The 19,289-nt window shown below is 57.8% G+C and carries 21 protein-coding genes; 4 read left to right on the top strand and 17 right to left on the bottom strand.

Translation table 11 applies throughout. The features are described 5' to 3' along the window. Nucleotides 1-14: 14 nt before the first annotated feature. The 6 genes from U2949_RS12455 to U2949_RS12430 all read right to left on the bottom strand — a co-directional run bounded on the left by U2949_RS12455 (nt 15) and on the right by U2949_RS12430 (nt 4,360). Nucleotides 15-356 carry a hypothetical protein gene (locus tag U2949_RS12455; protein ID WP_026483821.1) on the bottom strand — a complete coding sequence of 114 codons (342 nt, stop codon included), beginning with the start codon at nt 354-356 and terminating at the stop codon, nt 15-17. Nucleotides 357-360: 4 nt separating this feature from the next. Beyond that, on the bottom strand, nt 361-996 hold the full coding sequence (locus U2949_RS12450; protein ID WP_026483822.1) for an ABC-type transport auxiliary lipoprotein family protein: 636 nt from the start codon (nt 994-996) through the stop codon (nt 361-363). Then, entirely contained in the window at nt 993-1,910 is a 918-nt protein-coding gene (locus U2949_RS12445; protein WP_035268619.1) for an MlaD family protein, read from the bottom strand. The genes U2949_RS12450 and U2949_RS12445 overlap by 4 nt, the downstream gene beginning before the upstream one ends. Next, nucleotides 1,910-2,707, bottom strand: a complete 798-nt coding sequence (locus tag U2949_RS12440; RefSeq protein WP_042484690.1) for an ABC transporter ATP-binding protein — start codon at nt 2,705-2,707, stop codon at nt 1,910-1,912. Before U2949_RS12440 ends, U2949_RS12445 begins: the two co-directional genes overlap by 1 nt. Continuing rightward, nucleotides 2,701-3,837 carry an ABC transporter permease gene (locus U2949_RS12435; RefSeq protein WP_035274873.1) on the bottom strand — a complete coding sequence of 379 codons (1,137 nt, stop codon included), beginning with the start codon at nt 3,835-3,837 and terminating at the stop codon, nt 2,701-2,703. The genes U2949_RS12440 and U2949_RS12435 overlap by 7 nt, the downstream gene beginning before the upstream one ends. 97 nt (nt 3,838-3,934) lie before the next feature. Further along, nucleotides 3,935-4,360, bottom strand: coding sequence for a very short patch repair endonuclease (locus tag U2949_RS12430; protein ID WP_321288052.1), 426 nt, complete (start codon nt 4,358-4,360; stop codon nt 3,935-3,937). A 56-nt stretch (nt 4,361-4,416) separates the two neighbouring features. Between U2949_RS12430 and U2949_RS12425 the strand changes: the two genes are divergently transcribed. Then, entirely contained in the window at nt 4,417-6,051 is a 1,635-nt protein-coding gene (locus U2949_RS12425) for a DNA cytosine methyltransferase (protein WP_321288050.1), read from the top strand. Nucleotides 6,052-6,093: 42 nt separating this feature from the next. On the opposite strand, the gene U2949_RS12420 is transcribed toward U2949_RS12425, so the two are convergent. The 8 genes from U2949_RS12420 to U2949_RS12385 all read right to left on the bottom strand — a co-directional run bounded on the left by U2949_RS12420 (nt 6,094) and on the right by U2949_RS12385 (nt 13,079). Beyond that, the gene (locus tag U2949_RS12420) at nt 6,094-6,912 is read right to left on the bottom strand and encodes an outer membrane protein assembly factor BamB family protein (protein WP_321288048.1); all 819 of its coding nucleotides are present in this window, start codon (nt 6,910-6,912) and stop codon (nt 6,094-6,096) included. Nucleotides 6,913-6,930: 18 nt separating this feature from the next. Further along, entirely contained in the window at nt 6,931-8,226 is a 1,296-nt protein-coding gene (locus U2949_RS12415) for a TRAP transporter large permease (protein ID WP_026483827.1), read from the bottom strand. After that, nucleotides 8,219-8,710, bottom strand: a complete 492-nt coding sequence (locus tag U2949_RS12410; protein WP_321288045.1) for a TRAP transporter small permease — start codon at nt 8,708-8,710, stop codon at nt 8,219-8,221. Before U2949_RS12410 ends, U2949_RS12415 begins: the two co-directional genes overlap by 8 nt. A gap of 15 nt (nt 8,711-8,725) precedes the next feature. Then, nucleotides 8,726-9,694, bottom strand: a complete 969-nt coding sequence (locus U2949_RS12405) for a TRAP transporter substrate-binding protein (protein WP_035274876.1) — start codon at nt 9,692-9,694, stop codon at nt 8,726-8,728. A gap of 37 nt (nt 9,695-9,731) precedes the next feature. Beyond that, the gene (locus U2949_RS12400) at nt 9,732-10,406 is read right to left on the bottom strand and encodes a DUF4286 family protein (RefSeq protein ID WP_257723386.1); all 675 of its coding nucleotides are present in this window, start codon (nt 10,404-10,406) and stop codon (nt 9,732-9,734) included. A gap of 196 nt (nt 10,407-10,602) precedes the next feature. Beyond that, nucleotides 10,603-11,541 (bottom strand): LysR family transcriptional regulator, encoded by a 939-nt coding sequence (locus U2949_RS12395; RefSeq protein WP_257723385.1) that lies wholly within the window; start codon nt 11,539-11,541, stop codon nt 10,603-10,605. Beyond that, a complete protein-coding gene (thpR, locus tag U2949_RS12390) occupies nt 11,538-12,137 on the bottom strand; it encodes an RNA 2',3'-cyclic phosphodiesterase (RefSeq protein ID WP_257723384.1) in 600 nt (199 codons plus the stop codon). The genes U2949_RS12395 and thpR overlap by 4 nt, the downstream gene beginning before the upstream one ends. A gap of 45 nt (nt 12,138-12,182) precedes the next feature. After that, nucleotides 12,183-13,079 (bottom strand): LysR family transcriptional regulator, encoded by an 897-nt coding sequence (locus U2949_RS12385; RefSeq protein WP_257723383.1) that lies wholly within the window; start codon nt 13,077-13,079, stop codon nt 12,183-12,185. 142 nt (nt 13,080-13,221) lie between these two features. Here U2949_RS12385 and U2949_RS12380 point away from each other — a divergent pair, with 142 nt between their 5' ends. The 3 genes from U2949_RS12380 to U2949_RS12370 all read left to right on the top strand — a co-directional run bounded on the left by U2949_RS12380 (nt 13,222) and on the right by U2949_RS12370 (nt 15,896). Further along, nucleotides 13,222-14,790, top strand: a complete 1,569-nt coding sequence (locus U2949_RS12380; protein WP_321288040.1) for an amidase — start codon at nt 13,222-13,224, stop codon at nt 14,788-14,790. Between the two features lie 187 nt (nt 14,791-14,977). Then, a complete protein-coding gene (locus U2949_RS12375; protein WP_026483834.1) occupies nt 14,978-15,226 on the top strand; it encodes a GlsB/YeaQ/YmgE family stress response membrane protein in 249 nt (82 codons plus the stop codon). A 226-nt stretch (nt 15,227-15,452) separates the two neighbouring features. After that, a complete protein-coding gene (locus tag U2949_RS12370) occupies nt 15,453-15,896 on the top strand; it encodes a DUF488 domain-containing protein (protein ID WP_257723381.1) in 444 nt (147 codons plus the stop codon). A gap of 11 nt (nt 15,897-15,907) precedes the next feature. Here the strand turns inward: U2949_RS12370 and U2949_RS12365 are convergent, their stop codons facing one another. The 3 genes from U2949_RS12365 to U2949_RS12355 are packed head-to-tail and all read right to left on the bottom strand — an operon-like array spanning nt 15,908 to nt 19,272. Continuing rightward, nucleotides 15,908-17,356 (bottom strand): DUF3482 domain-containing protein, encoded by a 1,449-nt coding sequence (locus tag U2949_RS12365; protein WP_321288037.1) that lies wholly within the window; start codon nt 17,354-17,356, stop codon nt 15,908-15,910. Continuing rightward, nucleotides 17,353-18,759, bottom strand: a complete 1,407-nt coding sequence (locus U2949_RS12360) for a DUF2868 domain-containing protein (protein WP_257723379.1) — start codon at nt 18,757-18,759, stop codon at nt 17,353-17,355. The genes U2949_RS12365 and U2949_RS12360 overlap by 4 nt, the downstream gene beginning before the upstream one ends. 15 nt (nt 18,760-18,774) lie before the next feature. Continuing rightward, complete coding sequence (locus tag U2949_RS12355) at nt 18,775-19,272, bottom strand: TPM domain-containing protein (RefSeq protein WP_257723378.1); 498 nt, start codon at nt 19,270-19,272, stop codon at nt 18,775-18,777. Nucleotides 19,273-19,289: the final 17 nt, after the last annotated feature.

Raw genomic sequence — 19,289 nt, 5'->3', positions numbered from 1 at the left:
CTTTTTTCTGTTGCTTAGTCTTCCAGATGGAAGGTGTGCAAAATTCTATGCAGCACAGGGGCAATAATCAGACCGAAAGTCGCGGCCAGTACCAGACTGATATACGCGCCATAAATGGCAAAGAACACCTTGCCAGCCCATGTTTCAGGCAAGGCCATCGGCCCCAGCCCACCGACCATCATGGCCGCATTCAAGGCGGCATCGTGCCAGTGCACATTCTCTTCAAACCACATATGGCCCAATGCCCCCAGCATCAGAGAAAAGGCCACGAAAATAATGCCGATAAGGGCATGCGACAACAAGCGCTTGGCAAATTGCCACCCCGTAATCAGGGGCTCATCACGTGACTCGTACATGTCATTAAAGAGTATTAGCCTGGACCGTTAAAGAAGCTAACCATTGGCTGACCTGCAAGGACAAGGCATCCGTGGCCTGCCCAAATGCTTCAACCACCTGTGGCACGGCCGTGCCGACAACATCCTGTTGAGCGACAAAGCGACGGGTCTGAATCAACTGGCCCGAGCGCTGATCGCGCACTAACGCATCAAACTGAATCCGTACCCGTGGGGCGCGCTGAATATATTCGACCTGAAAAGCTCCCAACGTCCCGCCCACTTCCACATCAGCGATGACAGATTCGGTATCCAGCACCACCGCCCGGAACTGAGCCGAGTCACGCAAGGCATCGGCCAGTCGATTACGCAACAAGGCGGGCACATCGTCCCCCCAGCGTACGCCTTTGTAGGCACTTAGCTCGTTACCTTGAGGCAGAACCGTAATGCGCGAGCTGGCCAGCAGGCGCTCGGCGTGGGGCCGGTTCACCTGAATAATCAGGCTCTTATGCGAAGCAGGCGCTTGCTGGGCCTTCAAGCTGGTAGCGGGAAGCTGATAATACGTCAGGGATTCGGCCTGAGGCAGGACCGAGCAGGCGGTGGACAAAACGGCCAGACCGACTAGCGATACCTGCAAGAAACGACGCACAACAGTGGGCATCATGGTGTGAACTCCTGTAATTTGTCGCGACCCAAGAGGTAGCCGGCTGGATTATCTTCCAGACGGGAGGTGACGGCACGGAAACCGGCCAGCACCTGACGCAATTCACGCAAGGCGGGTTCGATCTCGGTCAGACCCTGAGCACCCCGGCCAATAGCGGCCGAATTCTGCTCCAACAGCTTGTTCAAGCTTTGTGTGGCACGGCTGAAATCCTCCATGGATTTCTGGATGGCATTCATGGCTTGCGTACCCTGGCGGTCTACCAGACCTTGTGTAGACGACAGCAGGGTGGTGGCTTGCTGGCTGGCTTGGGACAACTCCTTGACCAAGGATGGCACGCCTTCGCTAGCGGTCGAGAGCTGGCCCATCAAGGCTTCCAGCTTTTGCAAACTGGCGGACAGGGACTTGGAGTTCTCGGACGACAAGAAGGTATTGGCGTTCTCCAGCAGCTTGGAAATTTGCGTCATCAACTCTTCACCACCGGCCATCAACTGGGCCAGAGGGGAAGGCGAAGCCACAATCATGGGCAGGTTATCGCCGGTGGCTTCCAGCAAGGGGCTGTTCGGTGTCCCCCCGCTAAGTTCGATCACGGATTGGCCGGTAATGCCAGCCAGTGCCAGGCGAGCCTGGGTATCTTCGTGAATAGGGATGGCCGCCTGAATTGACACTTGCGCACGCACACGCTGCAAGTCGTTCGGGTCCAGGCGCAGCGAGCGCACCTCACCAACCCGCAAGCCGTTGTACTGCACGGCGCTGCCACGAGACAGACCACGCACACCTTCCAGAAAGACAATATCGTAATCGCGGGTCTCGGCATCTTGCCCCGCCTTGGCCAGCCAAAGCGAGAACAGGACAGCAGCCACAGCCACTACCAAGGTAAAGACCCCGATCAATACATGATGGGCACGCGGTTCCATTAACTATGCTCCTGACGACGGTTTTGGGCCTGTTCGGCAGCCCGTCCCCGTGGACCGTGGAAGTACTCCCGGATCCAGTCGTTATCAACTTGCTCTACCCGCGCCAATGTGTCGTTGACCAGCACCCGCTTTTCCGCCAGCACGGCAACTCGGTCACAAATGGTGTAGAGCGTATCCAGATCGTGTGTAACCAGAAACACGGTCAATCCCAGCGCATCGCGCAAGGTCAAAATAAGCTGGTCGAAATCACCCGCGCCCACCGGGTCCAGACCGGCAGTAGGTTCGTCCAGAAACAGGATTTCCGGGTCCAGCGCCAGAGCACGTGCCAGGGCGGCACGCTTGATCATGCCACCGGACAGCTCGGCCGGATATTTGGTGGCCGCATTGGCCGGCAAGCCCGCCAGGGACATCTTCATGGCGGCGATATGCTCAGCGTCGGAGCGGGACAGCCCAATATGTTCGATCAAGGGCATGGCAATGTTCTCCACCACCGTCAGCGAGGAGAACAAGGCGCCTTGCTGGAACAGCACGCCCAAGCGGCGCTCCAGCCGCGAACGATCTTCGGGCGACAGGGTGCCAATTTCCTGATCAAAAATGCGGACTGTGCCGCCAGTAGGCGGGCGCAATCCCAGAATGGAGCGCAGCAGCACGGACTTGCCCGTACCGGAGCCGCCCACCACACCGACGATCTCGCCAGGGTACACATCCATATCCAGATGTTCGTGCACAACGTGATCGCCAAAGCGATTATCCAGGTCACGTACTTGAATAATGGGACGAGCGGCGGTGTCTACCATCCCATCTCCATGAAGAACAGCGCGGCCAGCGCATCAATCAGGATCACGATAAAGATGGACTGCACCACCGCCGAGGTCGTGTGCTCACCCACGGACTGCGCGCTGCCGGTGACTTTAAAGCCCTCCTGGCAACCAATCACGGCGATCAAAAAGGCAAAGATCGGAGCCTTGGCCATGCCCAGCACAAAGTGCCGCAAATCAATATCCTGATTGAAGATATTGATGAACATGGTGGGTGAAATATCCAGAATCAGGGCGCAGACCAGCCCACCGCCAAAGATCCCGGCCACCATACCCACAAAGGTCAAAATAGGCATGGCCAGCAGCATGGCTAGTACACGCGGAATGACCAGAATCAGCATGGGATTCAAGCCCTGGGCGCGCAAAGCGTCGATTTCCTCGTTCGCTTTCATGGAGCCGATCTGCGCGGTAAAGGCACTGGCGGTGCGGCCTGCCATCAAGATGGCGGTCAAGAGCACTGCAAATTCACGCAAAAAGGAAAAGCCGACCAGGTTTACGGTGTAGATGGTGGCACCAAAGTCCGCCAGCACCGTCGCCCCCAGAAACGCGATCACCGCGCCCACCAGGAAAGTCAGCAAGGCCACAATAGGGACGGCGTTAAAGGCCGTCTCTTCAAGCTGCGCCACAATCGAGGTAACGCGCCACTGGCTGGGCCGCAGCATGTTCAGAATCAGGGTTTCCAGCGTCAGGCCGATAAAACCCAGCAGCTCACGCACATTGCGCGAAATGTGGACCATGGACAGGCCCACGCGCTCGAACAAATCCGTAATGCCCCAGCGCGCCGGAACCAACTGCTCATGGTCCATGCGGCTCATCGCCTTGGCAACGGTCTGCAATAGTTGATGGCGCTCTTTGGACAAGCCTTGCGCACTGTCCAAGGCCGCCTGCACACGCTCGGCACCCAGCCATTCGCACAGGACTTGAGCACCCGTGGTGTCCAGCGACTTCAGTTCGCTGAAATCCAAAGACCAACGGCCCTGCTTGTCACTGAGCGAGTGCAAACTGCTTTGCAGCGCTTCGTAGTGACGCAAGGACCAATCGCCTAGCAATTGCAGCTGGCCGGAGGAATCTGTACGAACATACAGAGGCACGGACGTATTCATGCGCATAGTCTAATGGATTTGCTCTGAGAGCTTCCATAGCGCCGGCTACTTTTTCATGCTTTGCATGAAAGCTTTCCAATATCGATACCATGCACGGAGCTGCTCAGTTCCACGGTCCAGCCAGAATTTCGGCAATAATCCACTCTAGATCCTGATCCGGGACTTTGTTTCGCAACGCGCATTCCCAAACTACAATCGGGCGCCAGCCCGCCGCGATCAGGTCATCCATATTTCTCTGGTCACGCACAGCATTGTCCGCAAATTTTTTTTGCCACTTTTCCTTATTAGTGTGTGGCATTGTTGCGTACTTGCACCCTGAGTGCTGGTGCCAAAAACATCCATGTACAAAAATCACAACCCGGTACTTGGAGAGCACAATATCAGGACTTCCAGGCAGATTCCTGGCATGTAAACGGTATCGAAAACCTCTTCCGTGCAGAAATCGCCGCAGGCGAACTTCCGGCCGTGTGTTTTTTGAGCGTATCCCCGCCATCATTCTTGAACGGGTAGCAACATCGACTACATCCATGGTTCCTGGTATCCTGGATAAATTCTTGTGGTATCCATTTAGCAAAGCAGACTGTAGTGAACTTCGAAAAACTTACAAAACCAATTCCAATCGTTGACCTTTTTGCTGGCCCGGGCGGCTTGGGCGAAGGCTTTTCATCGCTGCCCGACGAGCCATTCCGCATTGCCGTGTCCGCTGAAATGGATGAAGCAGCACACTCGACACTAAGACTGAGGGCATTCTTCCGTCTATTAAAGCGCCGGCAATCTGACCAGTTTCTGCAGTCATACTATCAATATTGTCATGGGCTGACGCCACTTCCCTATGATGCTAGCAATCGGGACATATGGGATGAAGCGGGAACAGAAGCACAGCGGCTGACGCTTGGCAAACCTGCCGATAATCAAAAGCTGGATGAGCAAATCAGCAAGGCGGGCATTGATTCGCGCACACCATGGGTCCTGATAGGAGGCCCTCCCTGTCAAGCATACTCGCTTGTCGGAAGAGCTCGAAATCGGGGAGAGGTAGACTACATACCAGAGGAGGACCATCGTCATTTTCTCTATAAGGAATACCTGCGGATCCTGCAAAAACATCGCCCTGCCGTCTTCATCATGGAAAATGTCAAGGGCATACTTTCTTCCTCTGTTGGTGGGCAGCGGATCTTTCACTCCATCCTGCAAGACTTGACGGATCCGGACTCGGCATTGAAATCCCCATGCTCCGGCCAAGGCTATCGAATTTACTCCCTGTCCTGTCAAACAACCTTCGGTCGAGGTGACGACCCTGCATCCATCAACGCTCATGACTTTGTGGTCAAGGCAGAAGAGCATGGAATTCCACAGGCTCGACATCGCGTCATTCTCATGGGAATTCGTGAAGATATTCTGAAACTCGGTATACAGCCAGATTGCTTGGTAGTCGAACCTCCCGTTTCGGTTTCGGATGCGATTGGCAACTTGCCGCCCTTGCGTAGCGCTTTAAGCAGGCAGACAGATAATGCGGAACAATGGAAAAAAACTGTCGTCCAACACCTCGTTGAGCTGGAACATGCAGCGTCCTTGATTGAAGGACCAAAAATGACCCGGATCAGGGAAGCACTCAAACGCACATCCCAGACCATCAAGGTCCTTCCCCGAGGCGGTCTGAGAATGCCCAAACGTTCATCAGCATGTACCGATCGATCAGAACTCGATCGCTGGTATGAGGACGAGCATCTCACTGTATGGCTCAATCACGAGGCGCGTAGCCATATGACGAGTGATCTGCGCAGATACGTATACGCTGCTGCTTTTGCTGAGGTAGTCGGACGGTCGCCAAAAGGACATCAGGACTTCACACTCGACGGTTTACGCCCTAATCATGACAACTGGGAAAGCGGAAAATTTGCTGATCGCTTCCGTGTGCAACTTGGAAACTTGCCTGCTACCACCGTAACCAGCCATATATCTAAAGACGGGCATTACTTTATTCATTTCGATCCCAGCCAATGCCGCAGCCTGACAGTCAGGGAAGCAGCCCGTCTGCAAACATTCCCGGATAACTACTTCTTCCAGGGCAACAGGACTCAGCAATATCATCAGGTAGGTAATGCAGTCCCACCTCTCCTGGCCAACAAGATCGCAAAAATAGTGCAATCCTTCTTCCAACAGATCGGGCAAGCAGAGCCGCGTTCTACACTACGTCCTTACGAACAAGGGAAATTACCCTGAGAGCCTCCATAGCGCCGATTACTGCTTCTGCTTTGTGGACAATTAAGCAGGCTGTAAGCAGGTCAAACAATCCGGCAACATTTCGGCTATATAAATACGCCCATCCAAACCGGCGGACAGGCCGTGTCCGTACACGCCTTGTACCCGGCAGCGCCCCACCAAGGTGCCCGAATCCGGGTCGAATAAAGACAGGCTGGCTGTTTGGTCACTAACCAGCACCGAACCATCTGTTTGCACAGCTACCGCCATGGGCTTGTGCATGGGGCGCAGCTCGCCCAGATAACGGCCTTGCGCATCCAGATGCTGGACTCGGTTGTTTTCCCGGTCCGCCACCCAGACCGAACCGTCGGCGGCACAGGCCAGCATATGGGGCGTGCTGAACTGCAAGGGACCGGAGCCCGGCGCGCCTAATGCCGCCAGCCATTGGCGTTGCGGGTCAAAGCGATGGACCACCGTATTGCCGTAGCCATCGGTGACCCATAAGCCCCCGTCGGTGCACTCGACCGCATGCGTGGGATGGTTGAAAGGATCCTGCCAGCGAGGTTGCTCGGGTTTGCCCAAACGCCATTGCTCATTGCCTTGGGCGTCCAGCGCCAGAACCTGATGCCCGTCCAGATCCGTGACCAGCACCCCGCCTTGCGGGCGGGCGCTGATATGGTGCGGACACAGGATTTCCTCCAGGGACCAGCGCGCCGACACCTGCCCATCCGGAGCAAGCACCAGCACGCAGGCCGGGCGACGCAGCAAGGCGGCGATGCGCCCATCAGCCAGCACCGCCACACTGGTGATACTGCTGATGTCCGCCTGAGTCCAGGCGCGCTCTACCTTGTAGCGCTGCGAGCCCAGAGTTACGTAAGCCATTGCCATCTCCCTTCCCCCTTACATGGCGTTAGGCAAGACCATGACGATTTGCGGGAATATCGTCACCAGGGCTGTCGCCAGAACCAGCAACAGGAAAAACGGGAACGCCATGCGTACCAGCTCAAACAGGTTGCGCCCGGTAATGCCCTGAATCACGAACAGGTTAAAACCAATAGGCGGAGTGATCTGGGCCATTTCCACTGTCAGAATCAGGTAGACACCGAACCAGATCGGATCAATGCCAGCGGCAATCACGGCAGGCAGCAAGACCGAGGTAGTCAGGACCACAATCGAGATACCGTCCAGGAACGCACCCAGAATCACAAAGAACACAGTCAATACGGCAATCAAGGCGTATTGGCTCAAACCCAGGGAGCCGATCCAGGCGGCCAGATTCGCAGGTAATCCGGTAAAGCTCATGGCACTGGTCAGGTAAGCCGCACCGATCAGGATGAAGGAAATCATGCAGGAGGTCCGTGCCGCCCCCAGCAAACTCTCCACAAAATTCTTCCAGTTAAGCGATCGTCCAAACGCAGCGATGACCAAAGAGCCGATCACACCCAGCACCGCGGCTTCGGTGGCGGTGGCGATACCGCCGTAGATCGAGCCGATCACCGCCACAATCAGCAGCACCACGGGCAAGAGCAAGCGCAGACGGCGGATTTTCTCGCCCCAGGTCAAGGTTTCGACATCCGCAGGCACACGGTCCGGGTGGCGCAAGGACCAGATCGCGATGTACAGCGAGAACAGGCACATCAGCATGATGCCGGGCAGCACACCCGCCACAAACAGGCGGATGATGGAAACCTGAGCAGCAACGGCATACACAATCATCACAATGGACGGTGGAATCAGCAGGCCCAAGGTCCCTGCTCCGGCCAGGGAGCCAATGCTGATACTGTCGTCGTAGCCGCGCGCTTTCAGCTCGGGCAAGGAGATGCGCCCGATGGTCGCCGCCGTTGCCGCCGAGGAACCACTGACCGCGGCAAAGATACCGCAACCAAACGTGTTCACATGCACCAGTCGCCCAGGCAAGCGCTGTACCCAAGGCCCCAGGCCGCTGAACATATCTTCGGCCAACCGCGTTCGATACAGAATTTCCCCCATCCAGATAAACAGGGGCAAGGCCGTCAAGGCCCAACTGGCCGAAGAGTCCCACGCCTTGGTGGCAAAGATAATGCCCGCCGGTGCATCGGCATACAAAATGATGGACAAGATACCGCAAGCGATCAGAACCAGCGCCACCCACACGCCACTGGCCAGCAAGGCAAGCAGAACAACAAACAGCACAATTGCCTGAGATAAATCAGCCATGTTCGGTCGCCTCCAGTGGTTGACCTTGCGCCGCGTGCAGCAAGCGTCGCAGCAGCATCAGGGTCAACAATCCCAGACCAATCGGCATGCCCAACTGCGGAATCCACAGCGGTACGGCCACCATGCCCTGGGCCACTTCCTTGTAGATGAAGGACTCATAAACAAAGTGGGCGGTCTCCCAGGTGCACCAGGCAGCCAGCACCAAACCAATCGTGGTGGCCAGCAGCTCGTAAGGACGCTGCAAACGCTCGGGGATCACCTGCAGCAAAAGCGTGACGCGGATATGATCCCCGCGCAACATGGCATAAGGCAGTGCCAGGAAAATAGACGCCGCCATAAACCAGCCCGCAAAGTCATCCGAGGCGGGTATTTGCATGGAAAACAGGCGCGCCACAATCTGCGCCGTCACCACCACCCCGATCAAACAGAGAAAGAGTGCGGCCAGTGCGCCGCATACTCTGGCCATACGCTCCAGCACAATCATGGACGCACTCCTTGTTTAGGGCTGACGGTAGGTATCAAGCAGCTTCTGGCCGTCGGCACCGGCCTTTTTCAGCCACTCTTCGGTCATGGTCTGGCCAATGGCATGAAGCTCGCCAGCCAGCTTCTCGCTTAACTGGCCGACGACCATGCCCTTGTCAGCCATGGTCTGAGTCAGCTTGGAAGTCTGCTCGCGCGACATGGCCCAGCCACGTTGTTCAGCACGTTCACCCGCCTCCAGAACCGCTTTCTGGACGTTCTCCGGCAGGCGCTGGAAGGCGCGCTTATTGATGATCACAAAGCTTTGTGGGATGAAGACCTGGGCGTCGTAGTAGTATTTCACGTAGTCCCAAGCCTGCGAATCCACCCCGGTTGCGGGCGAAGTCAACATGGCATCAATAATGCCGGTAGAAAACGCCTGAGGCACTTCGGGTGTTTGCACCGTGGTGGGCACTGCCCCCATCAAGGAAACCAGGCGGCTGGTAGCGGGGCTGTAGGCACGAAAACGGACACCGGCCAGATCAGACAACTGTTCCACCGGCTTTTTGGTGTAAATGCCTTGCGGTGGCCAGGGCGAACCATAAACCAGGACAATACCCTGCTTGTCCAGACGCTCAGCCAGGAAGGGGCGAGTGGCTTTCCACAGTTTTTCCGACTGATCGAAGGATGAGGCCAGGAACGGCACACTATCGACCTCGAACAAAGGGTCTTCATTGCCAATGGCCGCCACCAGCATTTCACCAGCCTGCACCACGCCTTGCTGTACACCACGCTTGACCTCGGGGCGCTTGAGCAGCACCGAGTTCGATTGCACGTTGATATTCAGTTCGCCGTTGGTGGCCGCCTTGATGTCCGCCGCAAACTCACGCGCGTTTTGCGTCAGGAAGTTGTTATCAGGCTGCTCGGTACTCATGTTCCAGTTGGTCGCCGCCTGCGCGGTGCCAGCCAGCGCTAGAACGCAAGCCATGGAAAGTAGTTTTTTGATCATGATATCGCTTCTCCCAAGAATTGAGGTGATGGCCGCCTTATGAGCGGCTTGCATTCAGATCCCGTGACTGCAGATCCCACAACAAAGAAAACTCGGATACATCGTTGGTCGCCACTCCCAGATCCTGCTGCAAGCGGGCAGCCAGGGTACGAGCAGCATTCAAGGTGGTCAGATCCGCCACCAGGTAGGGGTCCAGGCTGCGCTGCTGCGTATCCTCGGACGGCAAAGGGGTAGAAAGCTCTGGGTCTGGCGTCAGCACACGCAAGGCCAGCAGGCCATCGGTTTGCTTCAGATACGCTGAACTCTGAGCTGCCAGCACATCCAGTTGTGCTGCCTCCGGCAAACGCACCAGCAAGACCACGGCCCCAGTGCCAACCCCTCCCAGCAAGGACACCGCCATCACGCGCCGCTGGGTATTGCTCATGCGAGCAAAGTTGGTATTGGACCAATCCGTTTGCTGCTCAAAGGCCTTCTTGTATTCTGCCGTCCCAAAAACCCGCAGGGACTCGGTGCGATACAAGGCCAGATACTTGCGCCCGGCACCTTGGCGCACATAACGGCGCGACCATTGAAAGCCGGGTATGGCCGCACGTTCAGCCATGTGCTCGCGCTCATACCATTGATTGAAATCCTGCTCATGCTCAGGGGCGATATCCGTCCAGATGAACAGTTCCCCCGGCGCATCACGATCAGTACGAAAAGTAGCAGACACGAAAGCCTCCTGAATCAAAGTCATTGCACACTCTTTATGGGAGTGTCCAACGGCTTCTGGGCGGATTCCAAACGGTTTATTTCAGCCTGGGGCAATAGGAAAAAGCGATCAATTCAAGCGAGTGGCGCGGTATATAGATTATCAAGCAAGCCCACGCTCAGTACACATGCGCAGGCAAGGGGAAAACCCTCAAACGCTAAATCGCGAAGACACGCGTGTCTGGCGGGGGTAAAGCCAGCCCAGGATGCTCGGCCGCAAAATGGTGCATGCGCTCCAAAGCCACTCCAATCACCGCCTGGGCGGTCTGCGTTAAAGGATCGGGCCGCCAACTGGCGACCAGGCGCAAATCAGGCAAGGCATGTTCGCAAACAATTTCCTGGTACAGACCGCTATCCAGCTGACGGCTGACTGCCGCCAGGGGCAAGGTGGCAATGCAAGGCTGGGCTTCGATCAATTGCGTGCTGGCGGCAATTGAAGAAACGTAGTGAATCCGGGCCTGATCCACAGGCAAGGGTTCAAGCAGTTGCACCAAGGCCAGATGCGGCTGGGAACCACGAGGGAAGGTCACCAAAGGCCAGCGTTGCACCAGCTCCTGCAAACCGCTGCGTACCGGCATCGACTCATCGGCCATGCATACCCAGCCCATGCGCATGGAGCCCATGGGCAAGTTGCGTATGCCGTCCCCCATGATGGGGTCGGTCTGCAAGGCCACATCAATGGTGCCGCGCTTGAGCAAGTCGTGAAGGCGCAAGGTGGACTCGGCGGTCAGCTCAATTTCCAGTTCGGGGTAGAGCGCATGCAGCTGACGAATCAAATCCTTGAACCAGGTATGCACAATGGACTCGACCACGCCCAAGCGCACCCGTCCACTCAAGCGGCTGGAGCCTGCCAGTGCTTCACGCAAATCGTGTTCCATGCCCAGCATCTGCTCGGCGTACTGCATCAATTTTCGACCTGCGGGAGTCAGGCGTAGATCGCGGTGGCCCCGCTCGAACAGGGTTTTCTGGAACTCGGCTTCCAGGGCTGCAATCCGCCCCGACACGGCGGCTTGTGTCAGATGCTGCTTGTTCGCTGCCGCACGGAAACTGCCCAAACGGGCAATCCAGATAAAGGTTTCTAAAAAGCGGATATTCATGCACCTGTCCTTTCAGGCTTCATCAGGGCGGCCAGATGATATTGGCTACGCAGCTCACCGGGAACGGACACGATCAGACCGGCACCATCACCCACAAAGGCCTGCGTGGGCAAAGCATGGCAATGGGACTGATCGGCGGCAATCCGCGCATGGCGCAGCAAGGACACATGCGGGCGAAAACGACGCGGCGGCTGCGTCCAGCCCAAGGCCGTCAGCTTGGCCCAGAGTTCGTCATGCCACTGCTGCAAGGCCGCCAGTGCCTGAGTTTGCGACTCGTCCGGCCCGGCCCACACTACCCTTGGTTTCTCGAATACATCCCGTATGGTCAGATCCAACTTGATCTGCGGCACCGTCCATTGCGCCATCTGTGTCGCCAAAGTCTGCAGATCCGACACACGGCTGCCGTCCAGAAACGCCAGGGTCAAGTGAAAGTGATCAGGCTGCATCATCAGCCCGCCATAAATCGCATGTGCGTGCAGCGCCTGCTCCGCCAGCCAGGCGCGGGTTTGCGCGTCTGGCCACCAGCCAATGAAAGCGCGAAAAACGTGTTCGGCACCTGACTGCTTCAGGTCCAGAATGGGCAAGGGAATCGTCATCAGCAAACCCTCAAACAAGGCAGATCAGAAAGCGGGGCGTCCAGCCTAGGCCCTGCACAGGCGACGCGCCAGATCGTAAACAATATCCAGAGCTGGCAGTTGCGTACGGCCCGACAGCCGCACCAAGGCATAGTGACCTGACAAGGATGAAGAAAACAGACCCAGCGGCACCAGATCACCAGCGTCAATATCGCGCCGTACCGCCGCGAGTACACTCATCAAAACCATATCGCTATCCAGCACCACATCGCGCTGAATGCTGAAGCTATCACAACAAAAGCGTACAAAGCTGTCGGGATGACCTTGGGCGCCAAACTCGGCAATCAGGCGTTCGGTCAAATCATCGCTGATTACGGAGCAGGCCACGGGATACTGGCTGATCGCTGCAAAGTCCAGCGACTCCAGCTGCAACAGCGGGTGGCCCTGGCGGACCAGCATATCGCCTTGCATGGCGGGCAAATACTCAATATCCAGGCCACGCACATCGGTCACCGCACTGACGTCCAGCACCACCATATCGTAGCGTTCCCGGCGCAAACCCTCGATCAGTTCCAGCGTGCGGCCAATCACAGCATCGACACGCAAACGAGGGTACTCCTCCAGCAGCGCCACCATGCACGGATGCAGCAAGACCGCAGCGGGGGTAGAGCTTAAGCCCAAACGCAGACTGCCCGCGTCCTCGCCCTGCAGCAAGGCCAGCTCGCGCTGCAAGGCACGGCCCTCCTGCAAAACCCGGTGTGCTCGCTCCAGCAGTACCCGTCCATAAGGCGTCAAGAAAATGCGCTGACTGCTGCGATCAAACAGCGGCACACCCAGCTCCTGCTCAAGAGCCTGAATGCTGCGACTCAAGGCCGACTGGCTTAAATGGACAGCTTGCGCGGCCCGGTGAAACGTACCGTGTTCGCAAACGGCCACAAAGTGCCGTAGCTTGCGAAAGTCCATGCTTGTCCCCTTGCTGACGCTTGAGTCGGCTTATGCACAGACCGCATCAACTTGATGATTTTTTGGCGTTTGAGCCGCGCATTGTACCTGCATAGAATGGCTTGGCCACTTGGATGGCCCTACAAAAACACCGGAGACAAACATGACTGATTCCCCAACGCCACTGGGTACACGCCGCCGCTTTTTGAAAACCACCGGACTGCTTTCGCTGGCGGGTATGGCCCCTTCCTTGGGACGCCAGGCCTTCGCAAAAACCGCTCCCGGTCCGGGCACGGCTCAAGACATCATCATGGCCGACGCGTTGACTCTGTCGGGCTGGATCGCACAACGCCAAGTCTCCTGCCGCGAAGTGATGGGGGCCTATCTGGACCACATCGACCGTGTGAACCCCAAGGTCAACGCCATTGTGTCCCTGCAAGAGCGCAGCGGCCTGCTGGCCCAGGCCGACAAGCGCGATCAGCAACTGAAAGCAGGTCAGTACATGGGCTGGATGCACGGCATGCCCCAGGCACCCAAAGATCTGGCGGCCACGGTCGATATTGTCACCACCAGCGGTTCACCGATTTTCAAGGACTATCTGCCCAAACAAGATGCCATCGTCGTGGAGCGCATGCGGCAATCGGGTGCCATTCTGATCGGTAAAACCAATACCCCGGAATTTGGCCTGGGGTCGCACACCTACAACTCCGTGTTCGGTACCACCGGCAATGCCTACCAGCCCGATCTGTGTGCTGGCGGCAGCAGTGGCGGGGCCGCCGTCGCCCTGGCTACCCGCATGCTGCCCGTGGCTGACGGTAGCGACATGATGGGCTCCCTGCGCAACCCCGGTGCCTTCAACAACGTCTACGGCTTTCGCCCCTCCCAAGGCCGCGTGCCCTATGGCCCGACCTCTGAAGTGTTCTTTCAGCAAATGGGCTACGAAGGCCCCATGGGCCGTACCGTGTCCGACCTGGCCATGCTGCTGTCCACCCAGGCCGGATTCGATGCCCGCAGCCCGCTTAGCATCAGCCAGGACCCACAACAATTCGCCGGCAAACTGCAACGCGACTTCAAGGGGACCCGCATCGGCTGGCTGGGCGACTACAACGGTTACCTGCCTATGGAAGCCGGCATCATGGACCTGTGCCAAAGCGCCTTGAAGAGCTTTGAGGCCATAGGCTGCACCGTCGAAGCAGCCCAGCCCGACTACTCCATGGAGCAGCTCTGGCAAACCTGGCTGACGCTGCGCCACTTCACCGTAGCCGGAACCGCACAAGGCCTGTACGCCAAGCCGGAACTGCGCGCCCAAATGAAGCCTGAGGCGATCTGGGAAGTAGCGGGGGGCCTGAACCTGAGCGGGGCGCAGGTCTATCAAGCCTCCATCAACCGCAGCAAATGGTACGAAAGCCTGCGCAAGCTGTTCCAGACCTACGACTATCTAGTGCTGCCTACCGCCCAGGTCTTCCCCTTTGCTGGCACCACCCACTGGCCTGGCGAAATCGCCGGGCGCAAAATGGACACCTACCACCGCTGGATGGAAATCGTGATCGGCGGCTCTCTGGCAGGGCTGCCCGTCATGAACGTGCCTGCCGGCTTTAACGAAGCCGGATTGCCCATGGGCTTGCAGATCATGGGCCCTGCACAGGCCGATATGGCGGTGCTGCAACTGTCCTACGCGTATGAGCAGGCCACGCAGTGGGTGCAAAAACGCAAACCCGCCTTGCTGGGCTAGACCGATCCCGGGGAGCGGGATCTATCACACGACATAGAAAAGCGAATTACAAGGCCATCCATTTACAAAACCTGACGTTTTTAACTGTTTCAAAAACGCAAAACGATAGACGCCTAAAAACGCCATACCTAAGATAAGCAGAGCGGTCCGAATCCCAGACCGGCAAACACAGAACAGGAGTAGCACGATGGGTATTATCTCCATGATTATTGTGGGCTTTATCGTAGGTTTGCTGGCACGAGCCATCATGCCTGGCGATCAAAAAATGGGATGGATAATGACCACCATCCTGGGTATTGTCGGCTCCTTTGTCGCAGGCTACCTGGGACAAACCATGGGCTGGTACGTGCCTGGTGAAGGCGCAGGCTGGATCGGTTCCATTGTGGGTGCCATCATCGTCCTGTTTGTCTACGGATTGGTCAGCAAGAAAGCGTAAGACGTCACATCAGACACAAAACGGCAGCCTTGCAGCTTATGTGATTGGGGATCCGAAACATCACCACACACGGCTGCAAGGCTGCGACACAGCAGTTTGCTACTGTGCATGAGGCGCGATTCACGGATGCCTGTCGATATAGCGACCCTGACTCACAGAAAAATAGACGACAAGACATTGACCGCCAGCACGTGAACAAAAAAGCCTGACGCTCCCGGAGCCAGTCATGCCCTACACCATCACCTTGAGTCGCATTTACGACGCCGTCCATGAGCCTACCGGCAAAGCGGCCCGTGTACTTACAGACCGTCTTTGGCCACGCGGCCTGAGCAAAGACGAATTGGGCGACATCCAGTGGCTGCACGAGGCCAGCCCCGCAAGCGAATTGCGCAAAAGCTTTCATAGCGGCGATATTTCGCCCGAGCAATTCCAGCGTCGCTATCAAGAACAGCTAGAGCATGATCCTGATTCCTTGCTCTCCTTGATGAAGCTGGCCCGCAAAGGCGAACTACAATTGCTAACCGCCACCCACGACCCGCAAACCTCGTACCTGACGGTGCTCAAACAGGCTGTGATCCAGGCTTTGCTTGAAGAAGACCGCATACACGACGGCAATGAACCCAGCTCGCCGGTTTGCTATGCGCACTTAATGAAAGATGAAAAGAAATAAGCCAGAGCTTGCTACCCCTGCGACTGCCCGACAGGGTTAGCATTCGGCGCATTGCGCGCCCCCAACAAACGCTGCACCAAGCTCTGCACACACGTCTCCCGCCGCGAATCCGGCGCATAGTCTGAGCGCAAGGTAGACCAGGTCGAATGTATCCGTGCCTGCGCCAGTTCCTCCGGCAGGCCTTGCGCCCGCCAGACATTCAATTCCCGCTGCAAGGCCTGATCGAAATTCTCGGCATCAATCTCGCCCAGGCGAATCGGCGTCTGTGCGGCATGACCGCGCCGCTCCAAAGCCGCAATCAAGCTTAGCTGCCGCACGGCCAGCAAACGCAGCACGGCATCATCCACGCTAAGTTCCGTCTCGCCCCGCAACTTGCCCATCAAACGCTGGCCCCACTTATCCGCGCCTTGCCACAAACCACCGGCCAAGGCACCCAGAACCGTCCCGGTTCCCAGGCTCAGGCCACCTGTCATCACATCCAGCGTGGCGCCTGCCATGGCACCTGCGGCCACACCCTTGCCCAACTGCACGCCAAATTCCTTCAAAGCCTGGGGATCGAACAAGTCCATGCCCCAACGGCCGCCCTCGAAATGCAGCAAATCCGCCACCACATCCTGACGGCCAAAGCTGTAGCGCTTGAGCAAAGCCTGCACGCTCTTGGCTTCGCGCGCCAACACCGGCTCCCTTAGCTGCTGTGCCGCCAGCTCCATGGACTCCTTGTCCGAGGGTGTACTGACACGCCAGGCAGCCACATCAATCAACAGCTCTGCCAGCAAGCGCAAGGCATCCCGACGCCGCAATACTGCCTGCTGCGCCAAATCCACCTTCAACTGCTGCAACACCCCAGCATGCGTCTCCAGCAGCACCGCCAGCTTGTCGTACAGCAAGGCCTCGCCATCCAAAGCCGGTGCCACTGTATCGAATTCCGCCAAGGCATGAAGACCCAAGCGCGCCAAGGCACTGCGCCATTCCTGCACCCGCGCCTGCGGGCTACGAACGAAATTGAGTACAGGCAGCAAAGGCCGCCCGCTATAGGCCAGCAAGGTCAGCTCGTCCTTATGCTTGCTCAAGACCGGATCGCGCGCATCCACCACATACAAGCCTGCATCGCAGGATTGCAGCTTGCGCAACACGCGCGCTTCTTGCTCGAAACGGCCCTGTGCCGCTGGGGATTCCAGAAAACGACGTACCCGCTCTGGCCCATCAATACGTTCACCGGCTTGGCTGAGCTGATCCATGAAGTCCAGCAAGGCCATGCTGTCTTCCAGACCAGGGGTGTCGAACAACTCCACCAAAGCCTCGCCGTCCACCGTCAGCCTGGCGCCTTCCACATGCCGTGTGGTGCCAGGGCTATTGCTGACCTGACCGAACTCCGTGTCCCGTGTCAGGGTACGCAGCAAAGAGGTCTTGCCCGTATTGGTGTGACCCACCACCGCCAGCGTCAAAGCCGCAGCACTCATGATGGCTCCTTCAAAGACAAATCAGGCCATTGATCGTGAATCTGCCCAGGCGCAAAGCCTGCCGCCACCAAACGCTCATGCCAGCTACGACGACGCGTTTGATCCGGGTCGGCCAAGGCTTCATCCAACAGCACCACATCGGACTGCTGAGCCAACTGCGCCCACTCAACCAGCGTCGCCACCACCCCGCGATCCGGCGTCTGAGCGGCATCACAGACCATCAACAAATGACGAGGGCTGGCAGACTGCAAGCGGCCCAGAATATCCAGACGCTCGGCCCGCGAGTCCACCCGCCCCAGATCCTGCATCTGCGCCTGCATGAAAGCAGGGGGCCAGCTCTGTTCTGGTGGAAGCTCCAACCCCACCACACACAGTGCATTGGCCGCCAAAGGCGTGCTTGGCTGGTTTTGCATGCGCGCCACTCTGTCCGGCGACGCCAATTCGTCCACACCCGTCGGCTCGCTAACGGGCATCAAACGAGGACGCAGCTCTGCCAAACCCGGCAAGCTGTCGTCCAGGCTCAAGCGAGCCGTGTGCTTACGCCATTGCCACAGGCTCCAGGCCAAAGCCAGCACACGAGGCAGCAAACCATAAGTCACCACCGCGCCCAACAGCCAGCTGGACCATAGGGCCTGAGCCTGGGCATCGAGCATTTGCAGGCCATCGCTGCTACGTATGGTGAGGGTATCGGGCAGGGCAAAGCCCAATAAGGATGGCAGGGCGCCCAGGCCTTCAACCAGCCAGACAAAGGTATCCGGCGTCAAAAGCGTGGTTTCCCAATTGAAGTGGTAGCGGCGTGAAGCCAGCAGTAACAGCAGGGTGCTCAGAGCCGACAAAAAGGCCAACACCCACAAGCTATGGCTGATCAGGCCTGCTAGCCAGGACTGGCTGCCCCGGCGCGCCAACACAGCGGCAAAAGCCTGGGGAACCAGACTGGCATCGCCTTTGACGAAGCGGCGACTGAGCCACCACCAGGCATCCCCGGCCCAACTGCCTGTGCCGCTACTTTTGCCCGACCAGGCCAGGCTGAACAGCCAGAAAATAAAAGTCAGTATGTGCAGACCCAGCAACGCACCCAAAGCCGTCACTACATTCACGGCTCGACTGCCATCGCCCAATGCACCCGCGGCTGTACCGGCCCCGGCCAGCAAGGCCAGCACCGCCATGGCAATCAATAGAAGGCGGGCAACACGCCACCAGCGCGTCCAGGCTTGTTCCAGCCCATCGCGTCGCGCCAGCGCCAAGGCCCGAGCCGACACACGTTGGGCAAAGGAGCCGCCTGCCGCCCGCGCACGGCGCGATTCAGACAGGTCTTCAACAGGCCCCCACAGGGTCTCGCGCAAACGTATGGCTTCAACCAGAGTTTGCTGCTGCCAGGAGCCGACGGATTCAGACGGTTTCATGGCACTGGCCATCACTTAAAGAAGTACAGGTTCGTCAGGCAAGGCATTGACTGCCGCCGCGCCCGGAGTCTGCGCTGGAGCTCCTTGCTGCAAGACGGTTTCAATCGCGCTGACAGCGGACAGCAAACCCGACAAATACTCACGCGAGGCCAGATCTTTTTCCAACTGCTGACAGATCTGCGCCCATTGAGCCTGATCGGCCTTGATACCCCGGTCTGCAATGATGTGGATACGACGCTGACCCAAGGCCAGATACAGCAAGACGCCGGAGTTCAAGGGCGTGTCCCAGACACGCAAACGACCAAAAACTTCCAGGGCACGCTGGGCGCTGTCGGCTTCATGGGCAGGTAAAACCGCTTCAATCGCTACGACCAGTTCGCCGCTATGGTTTTCTTCACCCTTGCGGATCTGTTCAGCCAGATGGCCCAGCATTTCGGCATTGAAATAACGACGGCGTAGCCATTGGCCTTGCACCGATGCCCAACCCGACAGCTCTTTCCAATTCACACTCATGTCGCTCCCCTGTGGCC

Origin of the sequence: Alcaligenes phenolicus, from assembly GCF_032063905.1 — a bacterium.
Taxonomy (GTDB): Bacteria; Pseudomonadota; Gammaproteobacteria; order Burkholderiales; family Burkholderiaceae_B; genus Alcaligenes; species Alcaligenes phenolicus.
The sequence above is the reverse complement of the archived record's forward strand: the minus strand, read 5'-3'. Positions and strand labels throughout refer to the sequence as shown.

What these genes read in the sequence shown, in the direction of transcription:
- U2949_RS12455 (WP_026483821.1), bottom strand. Translation starts at nt 356, where the DNA reads ATGTACGAGTCACGTGATGAGCCCCTGATTACGGGGTGGCAATTTGCC.
- U2949_RS12450 (WP_026483822.1), bottom strand. Translation starts at nt 996, where the DNA reads ATGATGCCCACTGTTGTGCGTCGTTTCTTGCAGGTATCGCTAGTCGGT.
- U2949_RS12445 (WP_035268619.1), bottom strand. Translation starts at nt 1,910, where the DNA reads ATGGAACCGCGTGCCCATCATGTATTGATCGGGGTCTTTACCTTGGTA.
- U2949_RS12440 (WP_042484690.1), bottom strand. Translation starts at nt 2,707, where the DNA reads ATGGTAGACACCGCCGCTCGTCCCATTATTCAAGTACGTGACCTGGAT.
- U2949_RS12435 (WP_035274873.1), bottom strand. Translation starts at nt 3,837, where the DNA reads ATGCGCATGAATACGTCCGTGCCTCTGTATGTTCGTACAGATTCCTCC.
- U2949_RS12430 (WP_321288052.1), bottom strand. Translation starts at nt 4,360, where the DNA reads ATGGATGTAGTCGATGTTGCTACCCGTTCAAGAATGATGGCGGGGATA.
- U2949_RS12420 (WP_321288048.1), bottom strand. Translation starts at nt 6,912, where the DNA reads ATGGCTTACGTAACTCTGGGCTCGCAGCGCTACAAGGTAGAGCGCGCC.
- U2949_RS12415 (WP_026483827.1), bottom strand. Translation starts at nt 8,226, where the DNA reads ATGGCTGATTTATCTCAGGCAATTGTGCTGTTTGTTGTTCTGCTTGCC.
- U2949_RS12410 (WP_321288045.1), bottom strand. Translation starts at nt 8,710, where the DNA reads ATGATTGTGCTGGAGCGTATGGCCAGAGTATGCGGCGCACTGGCCGCA.
- U2949_RS12405 (WP_035274876.1), bottom strand. Translation starts at nt 9,694, where the DNA reads ATGATCAAAAAACTACTTTCCATGGCTTGCGTTCTAGCGCTGGCTGGC.
- U2949_RS12395 (WP_257723385.1), bottom strand. Translation starts at nt 11,541, where the DNA reads ATGAATATCCGCTTTTTAGAAACCTTTATCTGGATTGCCCGTTTGGGC.
- thpR (WP_257723384.1), bottom strand. Translation starts at nt 12,137, where the DNA reads ATGACGATTCCCTTGCCCATTCTGGACCTGAAGCAGTCAGGTGCCGAA.
- U2949_RS12385 (WP_257723383.1), bottom strand. Translation starts at nt 13,079, where the DNA reads ATGGACTTTCGCAAGCTACGGCACTTTGTGGCCGTTTGCGAACACGGT.
- U2949_RS12380 (WP_321288040.1), top strand. Translation starts at nt 13,222, where the DNA reads ATGACTGATTCCCCAACGCCACTGGGTACACGCCGCCGCTTTTTGAAA.
- U2949_RS12375 (WP_026483834.1), top strand. Translation starts at nt 14,978, where the DNA reads ATGGGTATTATCTCCATGATTATTGTGGGCTTTATCGTAGGTTTGCTG.
- U2949_RS12370 (WP_257723381.1), top strand. Translation starts at nt 15,453, where the DNA reads ATGCCCTACACCATCACCTTGAGTCGCATTTACGACGCCGTCCATGAG.
- U2949_RS12365 (WP_321288037.1), bottom strand. Translation starts at nt 17,356, where the DNA reads ATGAGTGCTGCGGCTTTGACGCTGGCGGTGGTGGGTCACACCAATACG.
- U2949_RS12360 (WP_257723379.1), bottom strand. Translation starts at nt 18,759, where the DNA reads ATGAAACCGTCTGAATCCGTCGGCTCCTGGCAGCAGCAAACTCTGGTT.
- U2949_RS12355 (WP_257723378.1), bottom strand. Translation starts at nt 19,272, where the DNA reads ATGAGTGTGAATTGGAAAGAGCTGTCGGGTTGGGCATCGGTGCAAGGC.